General features: G+C 64.3%; 22 protein-coding genes. 17 read left to right on the forward strand and 5 right to left on the reverse strand.

What is annotated here, in order from left to right:
• Positions 1–140 precede the first annotated feature (140 nt).
• Positions 141–632: a C40 family peptidase gene (locus NYE40_RS05385; protein WP_028600327.1), complete on the reverse strand. Its 492-nt coding sequence runs from the start codon at positions 630–632 to the stop codon at positions 141–143.
• Positions 633–974: 342 nt separating this feature from the next.
• Between NYE40_RS05385 and NYE40_RS05390 the strand changes: the two genes are divergently transcribed.
• On the forward strand, positions 975–6,224 hold the full coding sequence (locus tag NYE40_RS05390; RefSeq protein WP_339279484.1) for an Ig-like domain-containing protein: 5,250 nt from the start codon (positions 975–977) through the stop codon (positions 6,222–6,224).
• A gap of 149 nt (positions 6,225–6,373) precedes the next feature.
• Here NYE40_RS05390 and NYE40_RS05395 read toward each other — a convergent pair whose 3' ends face one another.
• From NYE40_RS05395 to NYE40_RS05405, 3 genes are all read right to left on the reverse strand, one after another.
• The gene (locus NYE40_RS05395; protein WP_028600328.1) at positions 6,374–7,363 is read right to left on the reverse strand and encodes an ATP-binding cassette domain-containing protein; all 990 of its coding nucleotides are present in this window, start codon (positions 7,361–7,363) and stop codon (positions 6,374–6,376) included.
• Between the two features lie 65 nt (positions 7,364–7,428).
• Entirely contained in the window at positions 7,429–8,244 is an 816-nt protein-coding gene (locus NYE40_RS05400; protein ID WP_043111808.1) for an ABC-2 family transporter protein, read from the reverse strand.
• Positions 8,241–9,017, reverse strand: coding sequence for a hypothetical protein (locus tag NYE40_RS05405; protein WP_028600330.1), 777 nt, complete (start codon positions 9,015–9,017; stop codon positions 8,241–8,243). The genes NYE40_RS05400 and NYE40_RS05405 overlap by 4 nt, the downstream gene beginning before the upstream one ends.
• A gap of 180 nt (positions 9,018–9,197) precedes the next feature.
• On the opposite strand from NYE40_RS05405, the gene NYE40_RS05410 reads away from it, so the two are divergent.
• A complete protein-coding gene (locus tag NYE40_RS05410; RefSeq protein WP_101808622.1) occupies positions 9,198–10,061 on the forward strand; it encodes a DUF421 domain-containing protein in 864 nt (287 codons plus the stop codon).
• A 51-nt stretch (positions 10,062–10,112) separates the two neighbouring features.
• Here NYE40_RS05410 and NYE40_RS05415 read toward each other — a convergent pair whose 3' ends face one another.
• Positions 10,113–10,946: a hypothetical protein gene (locus tag NYE40_RS05415; RefSeq protein ID WP_180968456.1), complete on the reverse strand. Its 834-nt coding sequence runs from the start codon at positions 10,944–10,946 to the stop codon at positions 10,113–10,115.
• Between the two features lie 458 nt (positions 10,947–11,404).
• Between NYE40_RS05415 and coxB the strand changes: the two genes are divergently transcribed.
• The 15 genes from coxB (at position 11,405) to NYE40_RS05490 (ending at position 25,285) form a co-directional block, all read left to right on the forward strand.
• Positions 11,405–12,451, forward strand: a complete 1,047-nt coding sequence (gene coxB, locus NYE40_RS05420) for a cytochrome c oxidase subunit II (RefSeq protein ID WP_028600332.1) — start codon at positions 11,405–11,407, stop codon at positions 12,449–12,451.
• A 10-nt stretch (positions 12,452–12,461) separates the two neighbouring features.
• A complete protein-coding gene (ctaD, locus tag NYE40_RS05425) occupies positions 12,462–14,366 on the forward strand; it encodes a cytochrome c oxidase subunit I (RefSeq protein WP_043111810.1) in 1,905 nt (634 codons plus the stop codon).
• Positions 14,363–14,983 (forward strand): cytochrome (ubi)quinol oxidase subunit III, encoded by a 621-nt coding sequence (locus tag NYE40_RS05430; protein ID WP_028600334.1) that lies wholly within the window; start codon positions 14,363–14,365, stop codon positions 14,981–14,983. The genes ctaD and NYE40_RS05430 overlap by 4 nt, the downstream gene beginning before the upstream one ends.
• Before the next feature lie 3 nt (positions 14,984–14,986).
• Positions 14,987–15,307, forward strand: coding sequence for a cytochrome C oxidase subunit IV family protein (locus NYE40_RS05435; protein WP_028600335.1), 321 nt, complete (start codon positions 14,987–14,989; stop codon positions 15,305–15,307).
• A gap of 141 nt (positions 15,308–15,448) precedes the next feature.
• Positions 15,449–16,345 (forward strand): cytochrome c oxidase assembly factor CtaG, encoded by an 897-nt coding sequence (gene ctaG / locus NYE40_RS05440; protein ID WP_028600336.1) that lies wholly within the window; start codon positions 15,449–15,451, stop codon positions 16,343–16,345.
• Positions 16,346–16,388: 43 nt separating this feature from the next.
• The gene (locus NYE40_RS05445; RefSeq protein WP_028600337.1) at positions 16,389–16,853 is read left to right on the forward strand and encodes a DUF420 domain-containing protein; all 465 of its coding nucleotides are present in this window, start codon (positions 16,389–16,391) and stop codon (positions 16,851–16,853) included.
• A 12-nt stretch (positions 16,854–16,865) separates the two neighbouring features.
• Positions 16,866–17,843 carry a LacI family DNA-binding transcriptional regulator gene (locus NYE40_RS05450; RefSeq protein WP_028600338.1) on the forward strand — a complete coding sequence of 326 codons (978 nt, stop codon included), beginning with the start codon at positions 16,866–16,868 and terminating at the stop codon, positions 17,841–17,843.
• Between the two features lie 147 nt (positions 17,844–17,990).
• Complete coding sequence (locus NYE40_RS05455; RefSeq protein ID WP_028600339.1) at positions 17,991–18,953, forward strand: PfkB family carbohydrate kinase; 963 nt, start codon at positions 17,991–17,993, stop codon at positions 18,951–18,953.
• A gap of 119 nt (positions 18,954–19,072) precedes the next feature.
• A complete protein-coding gene (locus NYE40_RS05460) occupies positions 19,073–20,098 on the forward strand; it encodes a globin-coupled sensor protein (RefSeq protein ID WP_028600340.1) in 1,026 nt (341 codons plus the stop codon).
• Between the two features lie 285 nt (positions 20,099–20,383).
• Positions 20,384–21,109 (forward strand): hypothetical protein, encoded by a 726-nt coding sequence (locus NYE40_RS05465; RefSeq protein ID WP_028600341.1) that lies wholly within the window; start codon positions 20,384–20,386, stop codon positions 21,107–21,109.
• 30 nt (positions 21,110–21,139) lie between these two features.
• Positions 21,140–21,556 (forward strand): GntR family transcriptional regulator, encoded by a 417-nt coding sequence (locus NYE40_RS05470; protein WP_028600342.1) that lies wholly within the window; start codon positions 21,140–21,142, stop codon positions 21,554–21,556.
• 20 nt (positions 21,557–21,576) lie between these two features.
• Positions 21,577–22,524, forward strand: a complete 948-nt coding sequence (locus tag NYE40_RS05475) for an ABC transporter ATP-binding protein (protein WP_228551280.1) — start codon at positions 21,577–21,579, stop codon at positions 22,522–22,524.
• Between the two features lie 34 nt (positions 22,525–22,558).
• A complete protein-coding gene (locus NYE40_RS05480; protein WP_153782919.1) occupies positions 22,559–23,464 on the forward strand; it encodes an ABC transporter ATP-binding protein in 906 nt (301 codons plus the stop codon).
• Positions 23,457–24,773 carry an ABC transporter permease gene (locus NYE40_RS05485; protein WP_153782920.1) on the forward strand — a complete coding sequence of 439 codons (1,317 nt, stop codon included), beginning with the start codon at positions 23,457–23,459 and terminating at the stop codon, positions 24,771–24,773. Before NYE40_RS05480 ends, NYE40_RS05485 begins: the two co-directional genes overlap by 8 nt.
• A gap of 20 nt (positions 24,774–24,793) precedes the next feature.
• A complete protein-coding gene (locus NYE40_RS05490) occupies positions 24,794–25,285 on the forward strand; it encodes a small multi-drug export protein (protein WP_028600346.1) in 492 nt (163 codons plus the stop codon).
• Positions 25,286–25,296: the final 11 nt, after the last annotated feature.

Below are 25,296 nucleotides of genomic sequence, written 5' to 3' on the forward strand. Positions count from 1 at the left end.
CTCTGCGGACTGCGGGGGCTGGATTGGTCCGCTGCGCCAGAGCCGGCTCCTCGCCGCGCGGCAACAGAAAAAGCTGCTTCCATCGCCCTTTCGGGCGGCGGAAGCAGCTTTTTTAATCCGTTTATCGATCCAAGGAATCGTTACAGCACGCGGCGGGCCGTCGTGTAGTTGTTGCTCCACCAGCCGGAGTTGATCGTGTCGATCGTCACCCCTGGCTTGCCGTACGTGTGGATGATCTTGCCGCCGCCGATATACATGCCGACATGGGAGATCGGGGAGTAGAAGAATACGAGGTCGCCGGCCTTCAGATTGCTCTTGGAGACGTACTTGCCGACCTTCGATTGGGCTTTGGACGTGCGCGGCAGGTTGATGCCGGCTTTTTTATAGGCGTATTTCATCAGGCTGGAGCAGTCGAAGTATCTCGTCGTGCTCGTGGAAGCGCCGAATTTATAAGGCGTGCCCATCTGGCTGCGCGCTGCGGAGACGACGGTGGAGGCTTTGGAAGAGGTCGACACTTCGGCTGCGGCAGCGCTGGTCGCGGGAAGCGCGACCGATCCGGCAATGGCGATGGACAGCGCGATCGCTGCAGCGGCAAGTTTTTTCGTGAACGATTTTCCGATGATGTAGTTCATGATGTCTATTCCTCTTTTCGTTTGAATGTAAGGGGATTCCCGTGGGCCCTGACCGCCGCTTGGGGTCGGCCGAGCTGCTTGCTGATCCGGTGAGACAACCATACCACATCGATTTGTTGCCAAGCCTTTCCTCTGAGATGCCAAGGCGAGCGCTGCCAAGGGATTCGGTCCGTTTGTGAGAAAAAAATGAGAATGCTCTCATGCGCGATTCAAGCTGCAACCTTTTGCTTGCGGCCGTTTTTCGTCTGCCGTTAACGTTCGTCAATAGGCGGGACAGGGCCGATGGTCCTACACTGAAGACTCCTGTGAAAAACGATGGACAAGCAAGGAGGGTGCCGCTAGATGAGGAGAAGAAAACGAAGGCCGGGGCTGCTGGCGCTGGCGATCGCCGCCGCTGCGGGACTGGCGTGGGGAGGCCAGGCCGCGGCAGCGGTGAAGATGGAGGTTTTGCCTCCTACCTCCGACTTTCCCGCTGCGCTAAGCGGAATCCGGGCAAGCTCGGCCCGCGGAGGCAGCGAGATCGTGGCGACGGGAGGACAGCATGCTTCGAACAACGGGTTCGCGCCGAGCTCGTACCGGTTCGATCCCCGCACGCTCACCTGGTCGCCGTTCGGCAGCCCGCTCCAGCTCGCCTATCATCAGCAGTCGGAGCTGAGCGGCGGCAGCGTTCTCGTGACGGGCGGGAACTCTTTCCGCGACAGGATCGGCTATGTCTATACCGACGAAGCCCGCTTGTACAATCCGGCGACAGGCTTATGGACTTCGGCGGCTCCGCTGCCGAAGACGATGCTGGGCAACGCGCAGTCGACGCTGCGGGACGGTCGCGCCATGATCGCCGGCGGCTCCAACGAGATTTACTCGGCAGGCCGGAGCGAGACGTATGACGACGTGTATCTGTACGATCCGGCCCGCGACGCCTGGAGCGAGGGCTCGCCGCTGCCGATTCCCGTCTATGGAGCGGCGCAAAGCACGCTGAAGGACGGCAGAGTGCTGCTGACCGGGGGGTTGAGCGGGTATGCCTATTCGTTCAACAGCTATCTGTACGACCCGGCTCTGGACGGATGGAGCAAGACGGCCTCGCTGCCTTACGACGGCTGGGACATCTATTTCCGGCATGCCCAGCTGACGCTCGACAACGGGCTTGTCCTTGTCATGGGCAACCGGAATTTCTCCCTCTACGATCCGTCGACGGGGAAATGGAGCCTGGACAGCCCCAACGTCGGCCGCTTGTCGAACGCCAGCCTGGTGCAGGCAGGAGGCAAGGTGTTCGTCATCGGCGGCTACAACGAAGACACGTACGAGCTAAGCCGCAAGGTTTACCAGCTTACGTTCGACTTCGAGCTGCCGACGTCGCCGGTTCTGTCCGGAGCGCCGGGAGGCTGGACGAATGCCGGGGAAGTGACGGTGTCCGTCGTGCCGGGCACGGACGGAGAGAGCGGCGTCGCCCGGACCGAATATCGGCTGAGCGGCGCGACGGTCCAGGATTGGACGGAAGTGCCGGCTGAAGGGACCTTCGTCATAACGGCGGAAGGACAGACGACGGTCGAGGCGCGCACGATCGACCAGACTGGCAACGCCAGTCCGCTGGCAAGCTCCATCGTGCGGATCGACCGCACGGCGCCGGGCGCGCCGACGGTGACGCCGGGCGCAGCCGGCTGGAGCAACGCGGCGAGCGTCAGCGTGACGGTGGCGGCGGGAGCGGACAGCGGCGGCTCGGGCGTCAGCCGGACGGAGTACCGGCTGACGGGAGCGACGACGCGAGTCTGGACCGCCTACAGCGGCGGCCCGGTGGCGGTGAGCGCGGAAGGCGAGACGACCGTCGAGGCGCGCACGGTGGACGGCGCGGGGAATGTCAGCTCTGCGGGGACCGGCACGGTGCGGATCGACCGCATGGCGCCGGGCGCGCCGACGGTGACGCCGAGCGCAGCCGGCTGGAGCAACGCGGCGAGCGTCAGCGTGACGGTGGCGGCGGGAGCGGACAGCGGCGGCTCGGGCGTCAGCCGGACGGAGTACCGGCTGACGGGAGCGACGACGCGGAGCTGGACGGCCTATAGCGGTCCGGTGGCGGTGAGCGCGGAAGGCGAGACGACTGTCGAGGCGCGCACGGTGGACGGCGCGGGGAATGTCGGGTCGTCGTCATCCGCCGTCGTGCGGATCGACCGCACGGCGCCGGGCGCGCCGACGGTGACGCCGAGCGCAGCCGGCTGGAGCAACGCGGCGAGCGTCAGCGTGACGGTAGCGGCGGGAACGGACAGCGGCGGCTCGGGCGTCAGCCGGACGGAGTACCGGCTGACGGGAGCGACGACGCGGAGCTGGACCGCCTACAGCGGCGGCCCGGTGGCGGTGAGCGCGGAAGGAGAGACGACCGTCGAGGCGCGCACGGTGGACGGCGCGGGGAATGTCAGCTCTGCGGGGACCGGCACGGTGCGGATCGACCGCACGGCGCCGGGCGCGCCGACGGTGACGCCGAGCGCAGCCGGCTGGAGCAACGCGGCGAGCGTCAGCGTGACGGTGGCGGCGGGAGCGGACAGCGGCGGCTCGGGCGTCAGCCGGACGGAGTACCGGCTGACGGGAGCGACGACGCGGATCTGGACGGCCTATAGCGGCGGCCCGGTGGCGGTGAGCGCGGAAGGCGAGACGACTGTCGAGGCGCGGACGGTGGACGGAGCGGGGAACGCCGGTCCGTCGTCATCCGCCGTCGTGCGGATCGACCGCACGGCGCCGGGCGCGCCGACAGTGACGCCGGGCGCGGCCGGCTGGAGCAACGCGGCGAGCGTCAGCGTGACGGTGGCGGCGGGAGCGGACAGCGGCGGCTCGGGCGTCAGCCGGACGGAGTACCGGCTGACGGGAGCGACGACGCGAGTCTGGACCGCCTACAGCGGCGGCCCGGTGGCGGTGAGCGCGGAAGGCGAGACGACCGTCGAGGCGCGCACGGTAGACGGCGCGGGGAACGCCGGGCCGTCGTCATCCGCCGTCGTGCGGATCGACCGCACGGCGCCGGGTATTGCGACGATCAGCCAGAGCGTCGTCGGCTGGACTCGCGAGGCGGAAGTTCAGGTCAGCATCGCGCCGGGAACGGACGCGGCTTCGGGCGTTGCTCGCGTCGAATATCGACTTACGGCGGCAACCGTTCAAGATTGGACGACTTACACCGGCCCATTTGCCGTGACGGCTCCCGGCCAGACGACGGTGCATGCCCGGACCGTCGACCGGGCGGGCAATGTCGGGTCGCTCGTACTGGAGCCGATCCTCATCGACCGCGCCGCGCCGACCGCGCCGACGGTGACGCCGAGCGCGGTCGGCTGGACGAACGCGGCCAGCGTGAGCGTGACGGTAGCGGCCGGCACGGACAGCGGCGGCTCCGGCGTCAGCCGGACGGAGTACCGTTTGACGGGAGCGACGATGCTGGGCTGGACAACCTACAGCGGCCCGCTGACGGTAAGCGCGGAAGGCGAGACGACCATCGAGGCGCGGACGGTGGACCGGGCGGGCAACACCAGCCCGGCCGCATCGGCCGTTGTGAAGATCGACCGTACGGCCCCTGCGGCTCCACAGCTTCAGTCTCCGGCGGATGGCGCAAGCCTGAACACGGGCGAGATCGTGCTGGAAGGGATCGCCGAGCCGATGGCGATCGTCCAGGTGACGGTGAGCGGAGAATTGTGGGGAGAGGATGCGGCGGATGCGGAAGGCCGCTGGTCGCTCGCCGCTCCTGCGGCTTTGGCAGACGGCAGCTACTCGGTCGTGCTGCATGCTGCGGATGCGCTCGGCAACCGCAGCGGTCCGAGCGCGGCAAGAAGCTTCTCCGTAGACATGGAGGCTCCGGCGGCGCCGATCGTCCTCGATCCTGACCCGGATGCCTGGCTCCCCGCAGCGCCGGCAAGCTTCTCCGGAACGGCGGAGCCGGGCGCTCGAGTAACCGTTCTGCTGAACGATACGGTCGTCGGCGTCACTTACGCTGTTTACAACGGAATTCCCGGCGCATGGAGCCTGCCGGCTCCGAGTCCGCTCGCCGACGGAACATATCGGCTGAGCGCCGTGGCGGCGGATGCGGCAGGCAATGCCAGTCCGGAATCCGAGCCTTCGGCGTGGACGGTGGATACAAGGCCTCCTGATGCGCCGTCCATTCTGCTGCCAGCAGCGGATAGCAGCTCGTCGATTGCTAGGCCGCTGCTCAGCGGCGTCGCGGAAAGCTTCGCGCAGGTCCGGCTGTATCTGGACGGCGAGAGCATCGGTACGATCAAAGCCGACGAAGCCGGAAGCTGGCGCTACGTCCCTGATCGCTCGCTCGAGCTGGGGACCTACGCCGTGCAAGCCCAGGCCGTCGATCGGGCCGGACACGCCAGCCCGCTGTCCGTGCCGCTGCGATTCACCGTCGTGTCGGGGAACTCCGGCTTGCGCGCGCTGGCCGTGACGGGACTGAAGCTGAACGAGACGGTGACGGAAACGACCTACCGCTACACAGCGAATGCTCCTTTTGAGATGGAGGAGGCGTACATCGAGGCTGAGCCGGCTCATGCCGGCGCATCGGTGCGGCTCGAGATCGGAGGCGCGCCTGCTCCGAATCCGCTGCTCCTCCGTGTCGGAGAGCAGACGGTGAGCCTTGTCGTGACGGCAGAGGACGGGACAACCGTCCAGGCTTATGAGCTGACGATCTACCGCGCCGAACCGCCGCCGACGCCGGAGCCCCCGGCAACGCCGACGCCGGAGCCTCCGAAAACGCCGACACCGGAACCTCCGGCAACGCCGACGCCGGAAGTGCCGGCAACGCCGACACCGGAACCCACGGGAACGCCGACGCCGGAGCCTCCCGCGACACCGAGCCCGGAGCAGCCAGGTACGTCTGCCCCGCCTGCGACAGCGACACCGAGTCCGCAGCCGGTTCCGACGGAGCCGCCGGACACGCCGGCGCCCAGTACGGCGCCTGCCGGACCGGCAGAGCCGACGCCAGGCGGCATGCCTGCCGAGACTCCTGCGCCGCCGCGCTGCGCTTCCGGCAACGCGGCGCCCTTTACGGATCTGAAAGGCCACTGGGCCTCGCAGGCGATTGCCGAAGCGTTCGGCTGCGGCATCGTGAGCGGCTTCGCGGACGGAACGTTCCGTCCGAACAACGGGCTGACGCGAGCGCAGTTCGCAGTCATGCTCCTGAACGCGCTGGAACCGCTGCCGGACGGCGCCGGCCCGCGATCCGGCGCCGACGTCGCGGCATCTTTCCGCGACGCGGCCCGAATTCCGGATTGGGCGCTGCAGGCGGTCGGTGAAGCTCGAGCGCGCGGCATCGTGCGCGGCTACGAGGACGGCACCTTCCGCCCGGACGCGGTCGTCACGCGCGCGGAAATGCTCGTCATGGCCGGCAACGCGCTGCGGCTGGAGCCGCTCGCTCAAGAGGCCGCCGCTTCGGCGCTGCGCAATGTGGCCGACCGCTCCCGCATTCCAGCCTGGGCGGCGGGCTACGTTTCCGCAGCGATCGCACGCGGCTTGGCTGGCGGCCGGCCGGACGGAAGCTTCGGCCCGGCTGCCGCGGCCACGCGTGCCGAAGCGGCGGTTCTGCTCATGCGGATGATGGATGCGCGCGACGGCTCTCCGTCGCTATAGCCGACCCGCTGACAGCAGAATGCCGAATCATACTGGCAAGCCCCGCCGCCGGGCTGCCTGAACGAGCCTCTTTCGCCAAAAAAAGGCTGTCCCTCCGTCGACTTCATCGACGGGAGACAGCCTTTTTCCTGTTGCGGCGATGCGCCGCGCTAATTCGCGTACAGCCGCTGGACGGCATCCTCGAAATCGGCTTCGCGCATGCGCGCGTCCTCGAGCTCTCCGTACGCCTCCAGCTTGCGCAGCACGTCCATGAAGCGGCTTTGCTCCAGGCTGCACTGGACGGTGAGCGTCCGCTCCTGGAGGCCGACTGCGGCGAGGCTTGCGGAGTCCAGCCGCTGCAGGGCGCTCCACGCCGCCTGCGCCTGCTCGAGCGTCCGGTACGTCGCCTCGATCGACGCCGGCATGCCGATGCGCGAGCGCAATCCGCCGATCGGCCCGTCGTAGCTGAGCGTGCCGTCCGTGAGCACGAGCACGCGGCCGCACAGCTGCTCGATGTCGTCCATGTCGTGGGTCGTCAGCAGGATCGTCGTGCCGAGCTCCTCGTTGATGCCGCGCAGCAGGGAGCGGATATCCCGCTTGGCGGAAACGTCGAGGCCGATCGTCGGCTCGTCGAGAATGAGGATGGGCGGCTCATGCAGCAGCGCGGCAGCGAGGTCGCCGCGCATGCGCTGGCCGAGCGACAGCTTGCGCACCGGCGTGTCGAGGAATTCGCCAAGCCGCAGCAGGCCGTCGAGCTCGGCAAGCCGCGCTCGGCGGCGCTGCGGATCCATGCGGTACATCGCGCCGAGCACCTCGAACGAGTCCCGCAGCGGCAGGTCCCACCACAGCTGCGTGCGCTGCCCGAACAGCACGCCGAGCGTGCGCGCGGTCTCGACCCGGCGGCGATGGGGATCGATGCCGCCGAGCCGGACCGAGCCCGAGCTCGGATGCAGGATGCCCGACAGCATCTTGATCGTCGTCGACTTGCCGGCGCCGTTCGGGCCGATGAAGCCGGTGAACTCGCCGGAGGCGATCGTGAAGCTGACGTCGCGCACCGCTTCCTTGACGAAGGTCGGTCCGCCGATCAGCGAGCGTAGTCCTTTGCGCGGACCGGGCTTTCGCAGCTTGAAGGACTTATGCAGATGGGCGGCTTCGATCATGAGAGACAGGCCTCCTTGTTTGAATTGGAATCGGAATTGGATTGGAATTGGAAGCGAAAGCGCTGTTACGAGCCGGTGCTCTGATAGCTGCGCAGGCCGCGGCTCCACAGCCAGCCGCCTGCGGCCAGCGCCGCGGCGGAGGCAGCTGCGCTCAGCGCGAGCGTCCAGCCGCCGACAGCGCCTTTGAGAATGAACATCGCCGGCCAGTAATTGACGAAGGCGACGGGAAGGGCAGTCGAAAGCAGCGCTTTCAGCCATCCCGGATAGATCGACAGCGGATAGCGCACCGCCGTGTGGGCGGCATCCTCCGTCATGTTCTGCAGCACCTCGATCCGCGTCATCCAGAAGCCCATGGCCGCGGTCGCGAGCCCGATGCCGAACAGCAGCAGCGCTCCGTTCACGACGGCCGCCAGCGTAAGCGGCAGCGCGACCCACAGCTCGATCGCGCCGTCCCGCGCGAGCGCGGCCAAGCTGTAGGCGAGCATCGAGGCGCCGAGCAGCGTCTCTCCGACGCGGACCGAGAAGTTCCTCGTCATGAGCGCCAGCAGCACGGGCACGGGCCGCAGCAGCAGACCGTCGAGATCGCCGCTGACCAGGTATTTCTCCAGATGATGCACGTCGGAGGCCAATGAGCGGTACAGCGCCTTGGCCAGCACCAGCACCGCGTACAGGTAGGCGGACTCGGTCAGCGTCCAGCCCTGGATCGCGCCGAAGCGCGCGAGGATGACGGCGAGCAAGGAAAACTCCACCGACGCGATGACGGCGGAGGCGATCGTGCCGAACCAGAAGTTGAAGCGGTACTGCATGCTGCTGCGGAAGCTGAAGCGGATCAGCAGCAGGTGCATGGCGATCAGGCCGCGCACGGAGCGGAGCGTCGTCATCCTCCCTGCACCTCCGTTCGGCGGCGCATCGCGCCGGTGGCGGCGAAGCAGAGCGCGGTGAGCGCCGCGCACCAGGCCAGCGAGGGCAGCACGGCGGCGATGCCGTCCATCCCGAGATAGATGCGGGTCGGTATGTACTGCAGGGACGGGTAAAACGACCAGCGGCTCAGCCAGGCGAGCCAGCCGGGCAGCCATTCGATCGGGACGAGGAAGCCGGAGAACAGCATCAGCAGCGCGTTGTTGACCCAGTGCAGCCACATCGCCTCGGTCGTCCAGAGCGAGACGGCCCCGATCAGATACTGGATGCAGAGTGCCAGGTAGGCGGCGCATAGAAGCGCGGCGAAAAATGCGGCCGTCTCGGCGAGGCCGGCGGGCAGGCGCAGCGGGACAAGGAATACGTACAGCAAGTAGATCGGCAAGCTTTTGTACAGCAGCTGGTAGGCGATCGTGCCCCACTCGCGGCTCATCATGCTGTAGAACAGATGCACGGGACGAGCAAGCTCGATGGCGATCGCGCCGGTTCTCACCAGCTGCGGCATGCCAAGGCCGAACGTCGTGAACGAGGTGACCCAGAGCAGGCATTGGTTGAGGGCGACGTAGGAGACGAGCCCGCTGAGGCCGTACTCGCCGAGATCGCGGCCTTCGCCGATGCCGATCCAGATCGACAGGTAGATGAAGCCGAACATGGCGCTTGCTCCATTATGGAGCAGATGGGAAGCCCGATACTGCAGGTTGCGGGAAAAGCTGGCGCGCGCAAGCGCGAAAAAGACCATGAGGCACCTCATTTCGAAAGATCATCCTGAAATGTCCGGAAAATAAGGTGAAATGCGGCAGAGAGCGGAAAAATATCCTACCATCTTGAAGGTGAGGATGGCAACAACTTTTTTTCGCGCGCATGGACGTAAGGGGATTGGAGCAGATTAGGAAACATACGGAAGGAAGGAGGAGCCTGAATGTCGTTATGGCTCGAGATTATTCTGCGAACGCTGAGCTCGGTCGTCGTCCTGTTCCTCGTGACGAAGCTGCTCGGCAAGCGGCAGATCTCCCAGCTGTCCCTGTTCGAATACATTACCGGCATCACGATCGGCAACATCGCCGGCTACATCTCGCTCGACACCGATACAGAGTGGTACCTGGGGTTCGTCGCCATCGGCACCTGGACGATCGTATCCGTCGGCATCGAGTTCTGGACGCTCAAGAGCCGCTGGGTCCGCGGCATCGCGGACGGGCAAGGCACGGTGCTCATCAAGAACGGGTCCATCCTGGAGACGAATCTGTTCAAGGAGCGGATCACGCTCGACGAGCTGCTCGAGCAGCTGCGCAAGAAGAGCGTATTCAAGGTGGCGGAGGTCGAATTCGCCGTCATGGAGAAGAGCGGAGAGATCAACCTTCTGCTGAAAAAGGAGAACCAGCCGCTCACGCCCGCCATGCTCGGCTGGAAGATGTCGAAGGAGACGGAGCCGCAGACCGTCATGATGGACGGCGAGGTTCTTCAGGAGCCGCTCCGCAGCACCGGCAAGGACGAGCAGTGGCTGCGCCATGAGCTGGCGAAGCTCAAGGTGAAGCCGGATAGCGTATTCCTCGCCCAGATCGACGATCAGGGCCAGCTGGACGTGCAGACCGGCTCGCAGGACGGATCGCTCGCTCCGGCCAAGCAGACCGCGCGCCAGCAGCTGCTGCAGACGCTGCAGCAATGCGAGTCGGACTTCGAGCAGTTCGGCCGGTTCGCCCGCAGCGAAGAAGAGCGGGAGGCGCTTCTCTCCTGCTCGCGCCAGCTGAAGCAAGTGATTCGCCAGGCGCAGCCGGAGCTGAAGTGACCTCCCGCTCGAATAGCTACTATATAATATGAAGAAACAGAACGAGGGCTGTCAGCGCCGCGGCTTCTCGCCGCGCGCCAGTCCCGGACTGCCGAAGCTGCCGCTGCTCGGGTTGCTGCCGGCATGGCCGCTCTGCGAGATCGAGGTTCCTTCGACGCTCTTGCCTTTCGCGGCGCGTTCCTTGATGAGGTTGAGCGGCACCGGCATGGCGGCTCCGCCGACAAAATGCTTCTGCACGAGCACGTTGAACGGCTTGACGTAGCGGTTCAGATCGCGGCCGCCCCATGACTCGCGCGCGTACTCGACGAACTGGTTGACGACGTCGCGATTGGCCGTGATATGGACCTCCTGTACGGATGGAGCGAGCTTGCGCACGCGGATGGCGATCGTCTGCTTCAGCTTGGACGACAGCTCGTTGTGGTCGTTGACGGAGAAGTAGGAATTATAAGGCGTGACGAGCTGGCGGTTGGTCCAGGTGTCGCTGCCGGTCTTGTTGTCGTAGACGCCTTCCATCCAGCCGCCGTTGTCTTGCTCGCGCATGATCTTGCTGCCGCTCTTGACGGGCTGGGTCGCGGTCCAGTCGAGCACGATGCCGACGTAGGCGTTGCGGTCCGTCAGCATGACGATGCCTTGGGCGACGCCGTTCAGGCCCGTCACCTCGCGCGACAGATGGGCGCTGTATTCCATGAAGCGGTTGTCGTGCTGGCCGGGGGTGGAGCCGGACTTGCCGTACATCTTGCTGCCGTACGCTTTCGGATCGTTCTTCTGGCGGGTGCCGTAGTTCTGGTCGCTGTCCTGCACGAGCTGCTTGTAGCCGCAGCCCGAAGCGGCGATCGACAGGACGAGCAGCGAGTGGAGCAGGGCGGTCTTGCGCGGGATTGGCATCGGTCATCAGGCCTCCTTCAGAGTTTCGAGCCATGCCGTTAGGGTTCGCTCCAGAGCTTCAAATATGCGTCCTCGGGAGCATACATAAATGCCCACGGCTTTGGTTAAAAATGATAAGGAGCCGGCGGGAGAAACATCCGTCAAGACCGGTCAAATCGCGCGAAATCGCTTTTTTGACAGCTTTGAGAACAATTTGTGAACTCTCTGTGGAACATTGACAATCAAGGGCTTCAACTTTATATTTAATAAAGTGTAATTGACATGCAGGAGTTGCCATTTTACAGCTGTGCATGAAGCATTTGCCGCAAGCCGTACATAAGGAAGAGAAAGCGTTTAACCGGCTTTTGCCGGCGGGTTTTCCAACTTCTAAATTGATTCCGTAAACGGATAGCCGCCCTCCGGCGGTTCTCCGTTTTTGCTTGGGCAAATGGCTAAAATGTCAAAAGTGGGGTTGATGAATGATGAAAAGGTGGCACCTTGCACGACGTCTCCTGCCGCTGCTCGCAGGGATGGCCTTGCTCTTGTCCGCTTGCGGACGGGAGGATTTGTCCACTCTAAATCCGCAAGGTCCGGTGGCGGAAGCTCAATTTGGATTGATGAAGCTGTCCATTCTGATCATGGTGCTCGTCGTCATCGTCGTATTCGCGCTGGCGTTCTACGTCATCGTCAAGTTCCGTCGGCGTCCGAACGACAAGATTCCGGTGCAGGTGGAAGGCAACCACAAGCTGGAGATCATCTGGACGGTCGTTCCGATCGTGCTGCTGCTGATCCTCGCCGTGCCTACGGTCAAGCATGTATTCGGCCTGGCCAAGGACTACACGAAAGATCCCGATGCGGTTCAAGTCATCGTAACCGCTCATCAATACTGGTGGGAATTCGAATACCCGCAATACGGAATCAAGACCTCCCAGGAGCTCATGATCCCGACGGGCAAGACGGTATCGGTGCAGGCGAAGTCTGCCGACGTCATCCACTCGTTCTGGATTCCGGCGCTCGCGGGCAAGATCGACACGAACCCGGGCGCGAACGTCAATACGATGTTCTTCAGCGCCGATCACGACGGCGTCTACCTCGGCAAATGCGCCGAGCTTTGCGGACCTTCCCATGCTCTGATGGACTTCAAGGTCAAGTCCGTCAACGAAGGCGCCTTCGACCGCTGGGTAGCGGCGATGAAGGAGCCGGGCAAGCTGCCGGCCGATCCGGCGATCGCCGAAGTGTTCGAGAAGCAATGCCTCACTTGCCACGCCGTCGGCGACAAGGGCTTGCAGCTGTATCCGAACCTGACCGGCATCGGCGACAAGGAGACCATCGCAGGCATCCTCGTCAATACGGACGACCCGCAGTACAAGAACGAAGGCACGACGCATGACAACTTGAAGCGCTGGATCGAAGATCCGCAAGCGGTTAAGCCTGGCAACTCCATGCCGAAGGTTGACCTGACTCCGGAACAGATCGAAGGCATCGCCAAGTATCTGTCGGAATACAAGCTGAACGTGGAGCAATAACCTATCGGTAATGAAGGGGGTACCAGCCTTGGCTCATGCACATCCGGTCAAGCGTTATACCGGTCTTATGGACTGGCTTACGACTGTTGACCACAAAAAAATCGGCATCCTTTACCTGATTGCCGGTGGATTCTTCTTCCTGATCGGCGGCCTCGAGGCGCTGCTGATCCGGGTCCAGCTCTGGAAGCCGCTCAACGACTTTGTCGGAGCGGATACATACAACGAGCTGCTGACGATGCACGGCACGACGATGATCTTCCTCGCGGCGATGCCGGTCATCTTCGCGATGATGAACGCCATCGTGCCGCTGCAGATCGGAGCGCGCGACGTCGCGTTTCCATTCCTCAACGCGCTCGGCTTCTGGACGTTCCTGTTCGGCGGCCTGCTGCTGAACCTCAGCTGGATCGCCCAGGCGGTGCCGGATGCAGGCTGGACCTCTTACCTGCCGCTGGCGAGCCCGACCTACAGCACGCACAAAGGCGTCGACTACTACGTCCTCGGCTTGCAGATCGCGGGCATCGGCACGCTGATCGGCGGCATCAACTTCCTCGTCACGATCATCAACATGCGCGCTCCGGGCATGAGCTTCATGCGCATGCCGATGTTCACCTGGACCGTGTTCATCACCTCGGCGCTGATCCTGTTCGCCTTCCCGGCGCTGACGGTCGGCCTGGTCGCGCTGATGTTCGACCGCTTGTTCTCCGCAAACTTCTTCGAAGTCAGCGGCGGCGGCAATACCGTCCTTTGGGAGCATATTTTCTGGATCTTCGGTCACCCTGAGGTCTATATCCTGATCCTTCCGGCCTTCGGCATCATTTCCGAGGTCATCAGCACCTTCTCGCGCAAGCGCCTGTTCGGCTACAGCTCGATGGTGTTCGCGACGGTGCTGATCGGCTTCCTCGGCTTCATGGTATGGGCCCACCATATGTTCACGGTCGGCCTCGGTCCTGTAGCCAACGCGCTGTTCTCCATCGCGACGATGCTGATCGCCGTGCCGACCGGCATCAAGATCTTCAACTGGATCTTCACGATGTGGGGCGGCTCGATCAAGTTCACGGCTGCCAACCTGTTCGCGGTCGGCTTCGTCCCGACGTTCGTCATGGGCGGCGTCACCGGCGTCATGCTGGCGGCCGCTCCGGCGGACTTCCAATATCATGACAGCTACTTCGTCGTCGCCCACTTCCACTACGTCATCGTCGGCGGCCTCGTGCTCGGCCTGTTCGCCGGCCTCCACTACTGGTGGCCGAAGATGTTCGGCCGCATGCTGAATGAGGGTCTCGCCAAGCTGACGTTCTGGACGTTCTTCATCGGCTTCCACCTGACGTTCTTCGTGCAGCACTTCCTCGGCCTGCTCGGCATGCCGCGCCGTGTCTGGACGTATCTGGACGGACTGGGCTTCAACACGATGAACCTGATCAGCACGATCGGTGCGTTCCTGATGGGCGTCGGCACGATCCTGTTCATCATCAACATCATCGTCACGGCCGCCAAGCCGAAAACGGCAGGCGACGATCCGTGGGAAGACGGCCGCACGCTCGAATGGTCCATTCCTTCCCCGGCTCCGGAATACAACTTCGCGCAGACTCCGCTCGTCCGCGGCTACGACGCGCTTTGGAAAGAAAAAATGGATGGCAACGACGCGATGACGCCGGCCGAGCCGATCGGACCGATCCATATGCCGTCTCCGTCGATCCTGCCGTTCCTGATGTCGCTCGGTCTGTTCATCGCCGGCTACGGCTTCATGTACGCCGAGAACGAATGGACCGGCATCATGCACGACCTGTTCGCCTCGCATGCGGTAGCAGGCGCCGGCCTGCTCATTACGCTGGGCTGCATGGTGGTCCGTTCCCTCAAGGACGACCACGGCTTCCACATCGAGCCGGATGAAATTACGGGCAAGGGGGTTAAGGCATGAGCGCACATTCGCATCTAGACGGCCAGCTGCCTCATGAGCCGGAACGCGCGACCCTGGAAGGACGCAACAAGGTTCTCGGATTCTGGCTGTTCCTCGGAGGCGAGACGGTGCTGTTCGGCACCCTCTTCTCCGCCTTCCTGGCGCTCCGCGACCAGGTCGGCGACGGCAACCCGACCAGCCAGGAGCTGTTCAAGCTCTCGCTCGTCGCGATCGCGACGGTGCTGCTCCTGACCTCCTCCCTGACGAGCGTGTTCGCCATCCAGGCGATGCACCGCAATCAGGTGAAGTCGATGCAGCTGTGGCTGATCGTGACGGTCGTGCTCGGCCTCGGCTTCCTCGGCCTCGAGATCTATGAGTTCTTCCATTACGTCCATGAGGGACATAAGTTCAGCACGAGTGCCTTCAGCTCGTCGTTCTATACGCTCGTCGGCTTCCACGGCGCGCACGTCCTGTTCGGCATCGTGTGGATCTCGCTCCTGATCGGGCAGGTCTACCGCAAGGGACTGACGGTCGTGACGGCTCCGAAGGTATACGTCGCCGGCATGTACTGGCACTTCATCGACGTCGTATGGGTATTCATCTTCACCGTCGTCTATCTGATGGGAAAGGTGGGGTAACGAATGGCAGCCAATCATACGACCCATTCCGAAGAACCCGCCAAGCGGCATAAGCACGAAGGCCCGCGCAAGCATATCGTCGCCTACATCTTCTCGATGCTGCTGACGCTCGTCGCCTTCGCGACGGTCATCGGCGGAGAGATCAACGCCTCCTTCACGTACATCCTGCTGCTCGTCATGGCCGTGCTGCAGGTTATCATCCAGATGGGCTTCTGGATGCATATGAAGGACCGGGGACATCTGTTCCCGATCGTCGGCATTCTCACCGGAGTGTTCGTCGTGTTTACGATTGTCATCATGGCGGAATACTGGACTTGGTGGTAAGCCGCGCATGACCATAGAGGAGCGTCTGCCCGCAGACCTCCTCTTTTTTATTTTGGCGGCGGGCATGACAGCGTTCGCAATATTGCCCTTTGCCTTGGCTGTCCGCATCCGGTAAAGTAAGCTTGAAGGAGATGAATCGTTATGCTTGGACTCGAATACTTCAGCTTCAAGGCGCTCTGGAGCCCTTGGCTGCTCTTCATTATGCTGGCGATGCTGATCGGCTACTTCTACCTGATCGGACCGTGGAGGCAAAAGCATCATCCGCTGGAGAAACGGCCGAGCTTCTGGCAGCAGGTGATGGCCGTATCCGGCCTCGTGCTGCTTTATCTCGCGCAGGGCGGACCGCTCAATCTGCTCGGCCATCTCATGTTCAGCTTCCATATGGCGAACATGTCGATCAGCTATCTGATCGCGCCGCCGCTCCTTATCCTGGGCACGCCCGCGTACATATGGCGCTCGGCCTTCGGCGCTCCGTTCTGGAAGCGGCTGAGCCCGGTCATGAACCCGATCTTTTCTCTGCTGCTGTTCAATGTCCTGTTCTCGCTCTACCATCTGCCGGACATCCATGACTATGTGATGACGCGCTACTGGCTGCATGAGGCGTATTATCTGGCGCTCTTCATCGCCGCGATGATCATGTGGTGGCAGATCACCTCTCCGGTGCCGGAGTGGACGCGCCTGAACGGCCTGCGCAAGATGGCCTACGTATTCGCAAGCGGCGTGCTGCTGACGCCGGCCTGCGCGCTCATCATCTTCGCCGGAGAGTCCATGTACGCGGTGTACAACGATCCGAACGTCTGGGCGCAAGCAATGAGCTTCTGCGTCTCCGGCGACACAAAATGGCTGCTGGACAATTTCCAGGGGCCGATGTTCTTCAACCTCATGAGCGCCAAGGAAGACCAGCAGCTCGGCGGCATCCTGATGAAGCTCGTACAGGAGATCATGTACGGCTGCATCCTGGGCATCATCTTCGCCCAGTGGTACCGCCACGAAAATGCCGGCAACGACAGCGACGTGCGCGGAGCCGATCCGGTCTGACCGGACGGCTCGCGCGCCTACATCCCGAAGCGGAGGAATCAGCTTGGATCTGTACACGTTATTTCCGACCATCAGCACATTCTTCATCGTCGTCAGCGCCATTCTGGTCGCCATCGGCTGGAGCTTGGCGATCAAGCGCCGGCTCGAGGCCCACAAAAAAATGATGATCGCCGGCGCCATCGCCGCGATCGTGTTCTTCATCATCTATTCGTCCCGTACGCTGCTTGTCGGCAATACGGATTGGGGCGGCCCGGATAGCCTCGCCCCGTACTATTACGTCTTCCTGATCTTCCACATCGTGCTGGCGACGGTCGCAGCCGTATTCGGCATCACGACGCTCACGCTCGGCTTCAAGGAGAAGTTCGCCAAGCACCGCCGGCTCGGACGCGTCACCTCGGTCATCTGGTTCATCACCGCGATCACCGGCGTGGCGGTCTACATCATGCTGTACATCATGTATCCGGGCGGACATACGAAGCCGGTATTCGACATCCTGTTCCGGCTGTAAGGAGCGCTGCGCATGGCGACCATCCATGATGTCGCGGCCCGAGCGGGCGTGTCCGTGACGACGGTATCCCGGGTCATGAACGACCGGGGCTATATCAGCGAGGCGACGAGAGCGAAGGTGCGGCGGGCGATGGACGAGCTCGGCTACGAGCCGAGCGAGATCGCCCGCTCGCTGCTGCGCAAGCAGTCGCATGTGTTCGGCCTGATCGTGCCGACGACGGCGCATCCCTTTTTCGGCGAGCTGACCCATCATGTCGAGGCCGCGGCCTGCGAGCGCGGCTACAAGCTCATGCTCTGCCACTCCGGGTTCGACGCATCCAAGGAAAGGGAGCTGCTCGGGCTGCTGGCGCGCAACCGCGTCGACGGCATCATCCTCGGCAGCCATGAGCTGGACGTCGAGGAATACCGCAAGCTGAAGGCGCCGATGGCAAGCTTCGACCGCAGGCTCTCGCCCGACATTCCGTGGTTCACCTCGGACAACGAGCAGGGAGGGCGCCTCGCGGCCGAGCATCTGATCGAGAGAGGCTGCTCCAGGCTCATCATGGTCAGCGGCCGCTACAAGCCGGACATGTTCACGGCCGGGCGCGCGAGCGGCTTCCTGCAAGCCGCTCGCGCAGCCGGCGTGCAGGCCGACATCGTCGAGACGGTCGGGGACGCGCTGGACGAGACCGGCTATCCGAAGCTGATGGCGCGCGTGCTCAAGCAGCATCCCCGGGCGGACGGACTGTTCTTTACGAGCGATCTGATGGCGGCCTATGCGCTGCGAGCCTGCGCCGAGGCGGGCTGGCGCGTGCCGGAACGGATCAAGCTCGTCGGTTATGACGACTCCGGCGTCAGCCGCTGGCTGCAGCCCGGCTTGACGACGATCCGCCAGCCGCTTGCGGACATGGCGGCGCTGGCGGTCGACTGCCTGGTGCGGCAGCTGGAGGGGATTCCGCTCGAGCCGGCGAGGCCGCTGCCGGTCACGCTGGTCCAGCGCGGCACGACCTGATGCTCTCCGAGGCGGCTTCGGCCGCGCGGGAGAGCTTATTTTTCAGCTGTCATGTCAAACGTTTGACACATGATGCCGGCTCATCCTATAATGCGCATATCAAGGGTGATGGCCGAGCATCGGAAGCATCGAGAGGAGAGGCGAAGGATGAGTCGCGTGTTCACAATCGGAGAAGCGCTGATCGACTGGATTCCGGCGGAGAAGGGAGTCGGACTGAAGGAGGTGACGGCCTTCTCGAAAGCGGCGGGCGGCGCTCCGGCCAACGTCGCCTGCGCGGTCGCCCGCCTCGGCGGAGCCAGCGCCTTCATCGGCAAGCTCGGAGAGGATGCGTTCGGAGACTTCCTCGTAGAGACGATGGACGAGGTCGGCGTCGACACGACGCGCGTCCTTCGCACACGCGAGGCGAATACGGCGTTGGCGTTCGTCAGCCTCAAGGAAGACGGCAACCGGGACTTCAGCTTCTACCGCAGCCCGAGCGCGGACATGCTGCTGCGGCCGGAGGAGATCGGCGACTGGTTCGCGGCAGGAGACGTGCTCCACTTCTGCTCGGTCGACCTCATCGACGCTCCGGTCAAGGAGGCCCATCGAGCGGCCATCGCCAGGTGCCGCGAGGCGGGAGGCATCGTCAGCTTCGATCCGAACGTGCGGCTGCCGCTCTGGCCGTCGCCGGAAGCTTGCCGCCAGGCGATCCTGGAGTTCCTGCCGCTCGCGCGGATCGTCAAGATCAGCGACGAGGAGCTCGCGTTCATCACGGGCATCGACGACGAGGAGGAGGCGCTGAGCTCGCTGCTGGCCGGAGACGTCGAGCATGTCATCTACACGCGCGGCCCGGCGGGCGCGACGTGGCTGAGCCGCGGCTTCCGCGCGGACGTGCCCGGCCATGCCGTGAAGGCGGTCGATACGACGGCGGCGGGCGACTCGTTCATCGGAGCGCTGCTGTACGGCGTGCAGCGGCGGCCGGATTTCCGCTCCGGCATCGACGAGCGGGCGGCGCGCGAGCTGCTCGCCTACGCCAACGCGGCGGCGGCGATTACGACGACGCGGCCGGGCGCGATCGCGGCGCTGCCGAGGCCGCATGAGGTCGAGGAGCTGCTCGCCGGCAGCCGCTGAGCGCGTCCGGCAGCAGGAGGCAGGAGCGTCCGCCTGGCGGCGGACGCCCTTCATTTTCCCGGATCGCAATCCGATATGAGTCAGATGGTACTACATCGCGCAACAAGGAGATGGACACGGTGATCGCCTTATCCGAAGCAAGGCAGAAACAGCTGGACTACATCGGACTGAAGGAAGAGGACTTGCAGCTCCTGCGGGGAGCGGCGCCCGTCTTCGAGGAGGCGGCCGACGGCATCGTGGAGGCGCTTTACGGGCAGATCGTGCGGCAGCCCGAGCTGAAGGCGCTGATCGAGCGGCACAGCTCGCTGGACCGGCTCATGGGGGCGCAGAAGCGCTATTTCCTGTCGATGACGGAGGGCGCGATCGATGAACGCTACTTCGAGGAGAGGCTGAAGATTGGCGCGATCCACTCGCGGATCGGACTGACGAGCCAGTGGTATCTCGGCACGTACATGATCTATCTCGACCTCGCCTCCGCGCATCTGGCGGCGGCGCTGCCGGACCGCTGGCGGCCGGTGCTGCATGCGCTGACCAAGATGTTCAACCTCGACTCCCAGCTCGTGCTGGAGGCGTACGAGCGGGACGAAAAGGCGAAGCTGCAGCGCATCAGCGACAGCCAGAGCGACATCCTGCACGGAGTCAACGCCGCCGTGCAGGAGCTGGCCGCCGGCATGGAGCAGGTCGGCCGCAGCGCCGATACGGTCGGCCGCCTGGCGGTGCGGACCGTAGAATCGCAGGAGCAGACGATGGCGCAGCTGGATCTGCTCGGCGAGCAGATCGGCGGCATCGAATCGATGGGCTCGGTCATGAACGGCATCTCCGAGCAGACCCATCTGCTCGGGCTCAACGCCGCCATCGAGGCGGCTCGGGCCGGCGAGGCCGGGCGAGGCTTCGAGGTCGTCGCCGGCGAGGTGCGCAAGCTTGCCCGGCACTCCAAGGAGTCGCTCGACCTCATCCAGGACAAGCTGGAGGCGATCACGGCCGCGCTGTCCCGCGTGCAGGCGCTCTCCGCCGAAACGTCGGGAGCGGCGCAGGAGCAGGCGGCGAGCTCCACGGAGCTCGGCTTGTTCATCGGCATGATCGAAAAGGTGTCGAAGGAGCTGGAGCGGCTGAAGGAAAAGGCCGAGGCGGCCGAATCCGTCTAGTCGGGGCGAGCCGGTCCGTGGCGGATAGCGCCGCCGCTCCGCCTCTTGGCCGAGCTGGCCGAACGATTGAATTGCGCCGCGTCCAAGCGATCGCTTGTGACCAGCGCCGCCGCATGCGGCAGCCCGCATCGAACCCGCCGAGGAGGCGGGGCGATGCGGGTTTTTTATCGTCTCGACCTATTGACAGAAGCAGGAAACGCTGTGTATAGTGTATATAAAGATATATACATTATATAGACCGAATAGGGCCGCTTGGCGGCCGGGGCGCACAGGGAGGCTACGCAAGTGAGCACGTGGAAAGGGGCCGTCAGGCTGGCCCGATACGAATGGAGCCTGGCCGGACACGGATCCTGGTTCAACCTGATCCTGGTGCTGTACTTCACGCTGATGACCATTCCGCTGCTCGGCGATGTGACCGAGCCGCAGGCGAGGGACGGCGCCTGGTACCCGGGCGGCGCGGCCAATTTCATCATGCTGGCGCTTCTGCCTTGCTTCGGCTTTTTCCTGAACCGGGCGACGCTGGGCGGATGGCGGCTGAACTATATGTCCGGCAAGCTCGCCGCATGGAGGCAGCTGCCGATCACCGGCAGCCAGATCGCGGCCGGCCGGCTGCTGACGATGCTGTCGCTGCTCGTGCCGTCGCTGCTGCTGCTGCTGGTCCTTCAATACGCGATGGTGCTGAGGCATGAGGTCGATCCAGCCGGGATGGCGCTCTACTCGCTGTTCTGGATCGGCTATGCGGCGGCGGGAGGGAGCCTGTACGCCTGGATGGAGATCGTGATGGACGGCAAGCGCTACCTGTTCTTCTGCTCCGTCGTCACGGTCGTCCTCATCGGCGTCGGCGTGGTCCTCTCCGTGAGCGGCTTCGAGATCATGCGCTGGGCGCTGGAGCAGGCCGCGGCCGGCCGCTGGCTGCCGATGCTGGCGACGGCAGCCGCGGGAGCGGCGGTCACGCTCGTCGTCCAGCGGCTGATGGCGCGCTCGATCGGCAGGCGCAGCCTGCACGCCTGAGGGCGATAACGAACGAAACGAGGTGCGGCCGTGCGGCTTCCCATCCAAATCAACGACAACAGCGCGGAACCGCTGTATCATCAGATCGAATCGCAGCTGCGGGCGCTCATCGTCAGCGGGCAGCTGACCGAAAATACGCTGCTCCCGTCCAATCGGGAGCTGGCCCAGTCGCTCGGCTGCAGCCTCATCACGATCCGGCGGGTGTATCAGGATCTCGAGGCCGAGGGGCTGCTGCGCTCTCGCCAGGGCAGCGGCACCTTTGTCGCCAAGGTCGATTCCGAGGCGGGCACGAGGCAGCTGCGGCAATCGGCCGAGGAAGCGATCCGCGCGGCCGTCGACGCCGGACTGGCCGCCGGGCTGGAGCGGGCGGAGCTGGAGCGGCTGTTCGCCGTCGAGCTGGACCGGCGCTGCGGACCGAAGACAGGCGATAGGCAGGACCCATCATGACGGAGAAGGGAGAGGCTGGCATGCGGGAGATGAACACGGAAGCGAGAGCCGCCGAGCGGGAAACGGCGGGAGCGGCGGTATGGCTCCACGGGGCGGTCCAGCTGCGCAAGGCGTTCCGGCTCGGGCCGCTGAACCTGGAAGCGCCGGTCGGCTGCGTCACCGCGATCGTCGGCCCGAACGGCAGCGGCAAGAGCTCGACGTTCCGGCTGCTGCTCGGCCTGACGGCGGCGGACGAGGGGGAGATCCGCCTGCTCGGAGAGCGCGTCGGCGATGGCCTCGACGATACGGAGCTCAAGCGGCGGATGGCCTATGTGCCGGAGGAGGACAGCAAGATCGAAGCCTCGCTCCGCGGCACGAGCCAGGCGGAGTTCGTCTCCGCCTGGTACCCGGACTGGAATCAAGGCGAGTTCGAGCGGCTGCTGCGGGAATTCGAGGTAGAGCCGTCCAAGCGGCTCGGCAAGATGTCCAAGGGCATGCGGCGCAAGTTCGAGCTGGCGCTGGCGCTCGCCCGCGAGCCGGAGCTGCTGCTGCTCGACGAGCCTTCCTCGGGCCTCGATCCGCTGTCCTGGCGCAAGCTGGTCGGCGAGCTGCACCGCTATATGGAGCGGGGGCGGCATACGATCCTGATGGCCACGCATATTCTGGACGAGGTCAAGCGGCTGGCCGACTACATCGCGATCATGGCGGACGGCCGGATCATCGGCGTGTACGAGAAGGATGAGCTGCTCTCCTCCTGGCACCGGTTCTACGTCGGGCCGGGACTCGGGGGCGCCGTGTCGGAAGGCGATGTCGCCGACCTGCCCGGCCTTGTCCAGGCCGAGGAGTCGGGAGGCGGCACCTGCCGCGTCGTGACGAGCCGGGCCTGGGAGGCGGAAGGCTGGTGCCGGGAGCGAGGGCTGCCGATCACCGGCCAGCGCGCCCTCGAGCTCGACGAGATCATGGAGCAGCTGATCCGGCAGGCGCGATAAGCTTTTTTTACCAACGAATGGGGGAATGCGAACGATGAAGCCGCTAGTAGTCGACCAGGTCGTCAAGCAGTACGGAGACAAGACCGCCGTGAACGGCATCAGCCTGGAGGTGGACCGCGGGGAGATCTACGGCTTGCTCGGAGCGAACGGCGCCGGCAAGACGACGACGATGCGCATGGTGCTCGGACTGATCTTCCCGGACGAAGGAAAGATCCTGTACGACGGCAAGCCTTACTCCAAGGAGCAGCTGCGCCGCATCGGCTACCTGCCGGAGGAGCGGGGCCTCTACCCGAAGGTGAAGGTGAGCGACCAGCTCGTCTATCTCGCCCGCCTCAAGGGCATGTCGGCGGCCGACGCCGACAGGAGCCTCAAGCAGTGGCTGGAGCGCTTCGGCGTGCCGGAGTATTACGGCAAGCGGGTGGAGGAGCTGTCCAAGGGCAACCAGCAGAAGATCCAGTTCATCGCGACGATCATCCACCAGCCGCAGCTGCTCATCCTCGACGAGGCGTTCAGCGGCCTCGACCCCGTCAACGTCGAGCTGCTCAAGGCGACGGTCAAGGAGCTGCGCGACAACGGCTCGACGATCCTGTTCTCGACGCACCGCATGGAGCATGTCGAGGAGCTGTGCCGCCAGATCACGATCCTGCGGTACGGCAATGAGGTGCTCAAGGGCAGCCTCAAGGAGATCAAGGGCCGCTTCCCGCGAGAAAAGGTGCGGCTTGCCGCCGACGGCGACATCGACGGACTGGAGCGGCTGCCGGGCGTGCTCGGCGTGAAGGCGCTCGAGCAGGGAGGCTGGGAGATCCGGATCGCCGACGAGGCGTCCGGCAGGGGCATCCTGCGCCATGCGATGGCGCAGGCGGAAGTGAGCCGGTTCGAGATCCTCGAGCCGACGCTCAACGAAATCTTCATCAAGACGGTAGGTGAGACGCATGAATGATTTCCTGAACGTAACCGGATTCACGTTCCGCAACAAGACGAGAGGCAAGGCGTTCATCGTTACGACGATCATCCTCGTCGCCATCCTCTCGCTCGTCATCAACCTGCCCTACATCATCTCCTTGTTCAAAGGAGAGGGCGGCTCCAGCGCCAAGCAGGTCGGCTATGCGTCCGTCCAGGCCGAGGCGGCGGAGAGCCGCGTCACGCCGACGCTCGTCGGCGGCTGGCTGGAGGAGTATTTCGCCTCCCAGCCGGAGGAGGCGCGCAGCCTCGCGATGGTGCCGATCGACGCCTCCGGCGATGCGGCCGCGGATGAAGCCGCGCTGAAGGCTGCGATCGCGGACGGCCGCATCGACGGCTATATCCAGCTCCAGCCGAACGCGGACACGGGCTTTTACGACGCCGTCTACAAGTCCGAGAAGATGATGGACGGCTCTTCCGCCGAGGAGCTGCGGGCCGGACTGCAGCTCGTCAAGGCGAACGCCGCCGGCCTGACGCCCGAGCAGAAGCAGCTGCTCTACTCGCCGGTCGACGTCAAGTCGGTGCAGATCAACGCGGGCACCGGCGAGGAGGACGGACGCTCCGCTACCCAGCAGGGCATCAACATGGGCCTCGTCTACGCGATCCTGTTCCTGCTGTTCATGTCGATCATGGCGACGGGACAGATCATCGCCAGCGAGGTGACGACGGAGAAGAGCTCGCGCATCATGGAGGTGCTCATCACGAGCGTATCGCCGCTGAACAGCATGTTCGGCAAAATCTTCGGCATGTTCCTCGTCGGCCTGCTGCAGATCGCGATCTACGTGCTGGCCGTGTTCGTCAACGTCAGCCTGCCGACGAACAAGGGAGCGCTCGGGGACATGAACATCCATCTGTCCGAGGTCAGCCCCGACCTGCTGATCGTGGCGCTGCTGTTCTACCTGACCGGCTATTTCCTGTACGCGACGCTGTACGCGGCCGTCGGCTCGCTCGTCAGCCGCACCGAGGATCTCGGCCAGGCGGTCATGCCGCTCACGTTCCTGTCGCTCGGCGGCTTCTACCTTGGCATGTTCAACCTGGCCGCTCCAGACAGCATGCTGGTGAAGATCACCTCGTTCATCCCGTTCTTCTCGCCGTACGTCATGGTGCTGCGCTCCGGCGTCGGCAGCGTCGAATACTGGGAGATCGGCGTCTCGCTGATCATCATGCTCGTCAGCATCTACGTCTTCGGCTGGCTGTCGGCCAAGATCTACCGCACCGGCGTGCTGCTCTACGGCAAGCGACCGAGCTTCAAGGAGCTGCGCAAGGCGATGAAGGCCTATAAAATCTGATCTCAAGGGGAGTAAATTCGTTGGAATTCGAATCGTTTTTTGAACAGCTTAGAGAATCCAATCCGCTGGTTCAATTTTTCGGGGTCATGGTCGTCGCGATGATTCCGTTTCTCGAGGGCTACTTCGCGGTCCCGCTCGGAATCGCCGTAGGCTTCCCGGCGCTGCTGACGATCGGCGCGGCCATCGTCGGCAACTGGGTGTCCGTGATGGCCGTCATCCTGGCCAGCGACCGGTTCCGCCAGTGGATGCAGGGGCGGAGCAAGTCGCAGCGGACGCAGGAAAAAGAAAACAAGCGCTGGCAGAAAGGCCAGAAGCTGTTTCATAAATACGGCGTGCCCGGAGTATCCCTCCTCGGGCCGCTGCTGATCGGCGATCATATCGCCGCTCTCATCTGCATCGCCTCCGGCGCGCCCAAGCGGTCCGTCGTCCTATGGCAGACCGTCGCCATCGTCGTGTGGGCGGTCGGGACGGGAGCCCTCGTCTTGCTCGGCATCAACGCCATCAACGCTTGAGGATATTCGGA

This window comes from Paenibacillus sp. FSL W8-1187 (assembly GCF_037965485.1).
Lineage (GTDB): Bacteria > Bacillota > Bacilli > Paenibacillales > Paenibacillaceae > Paenibacillus_O > Paenibacillus_O pasadenensis.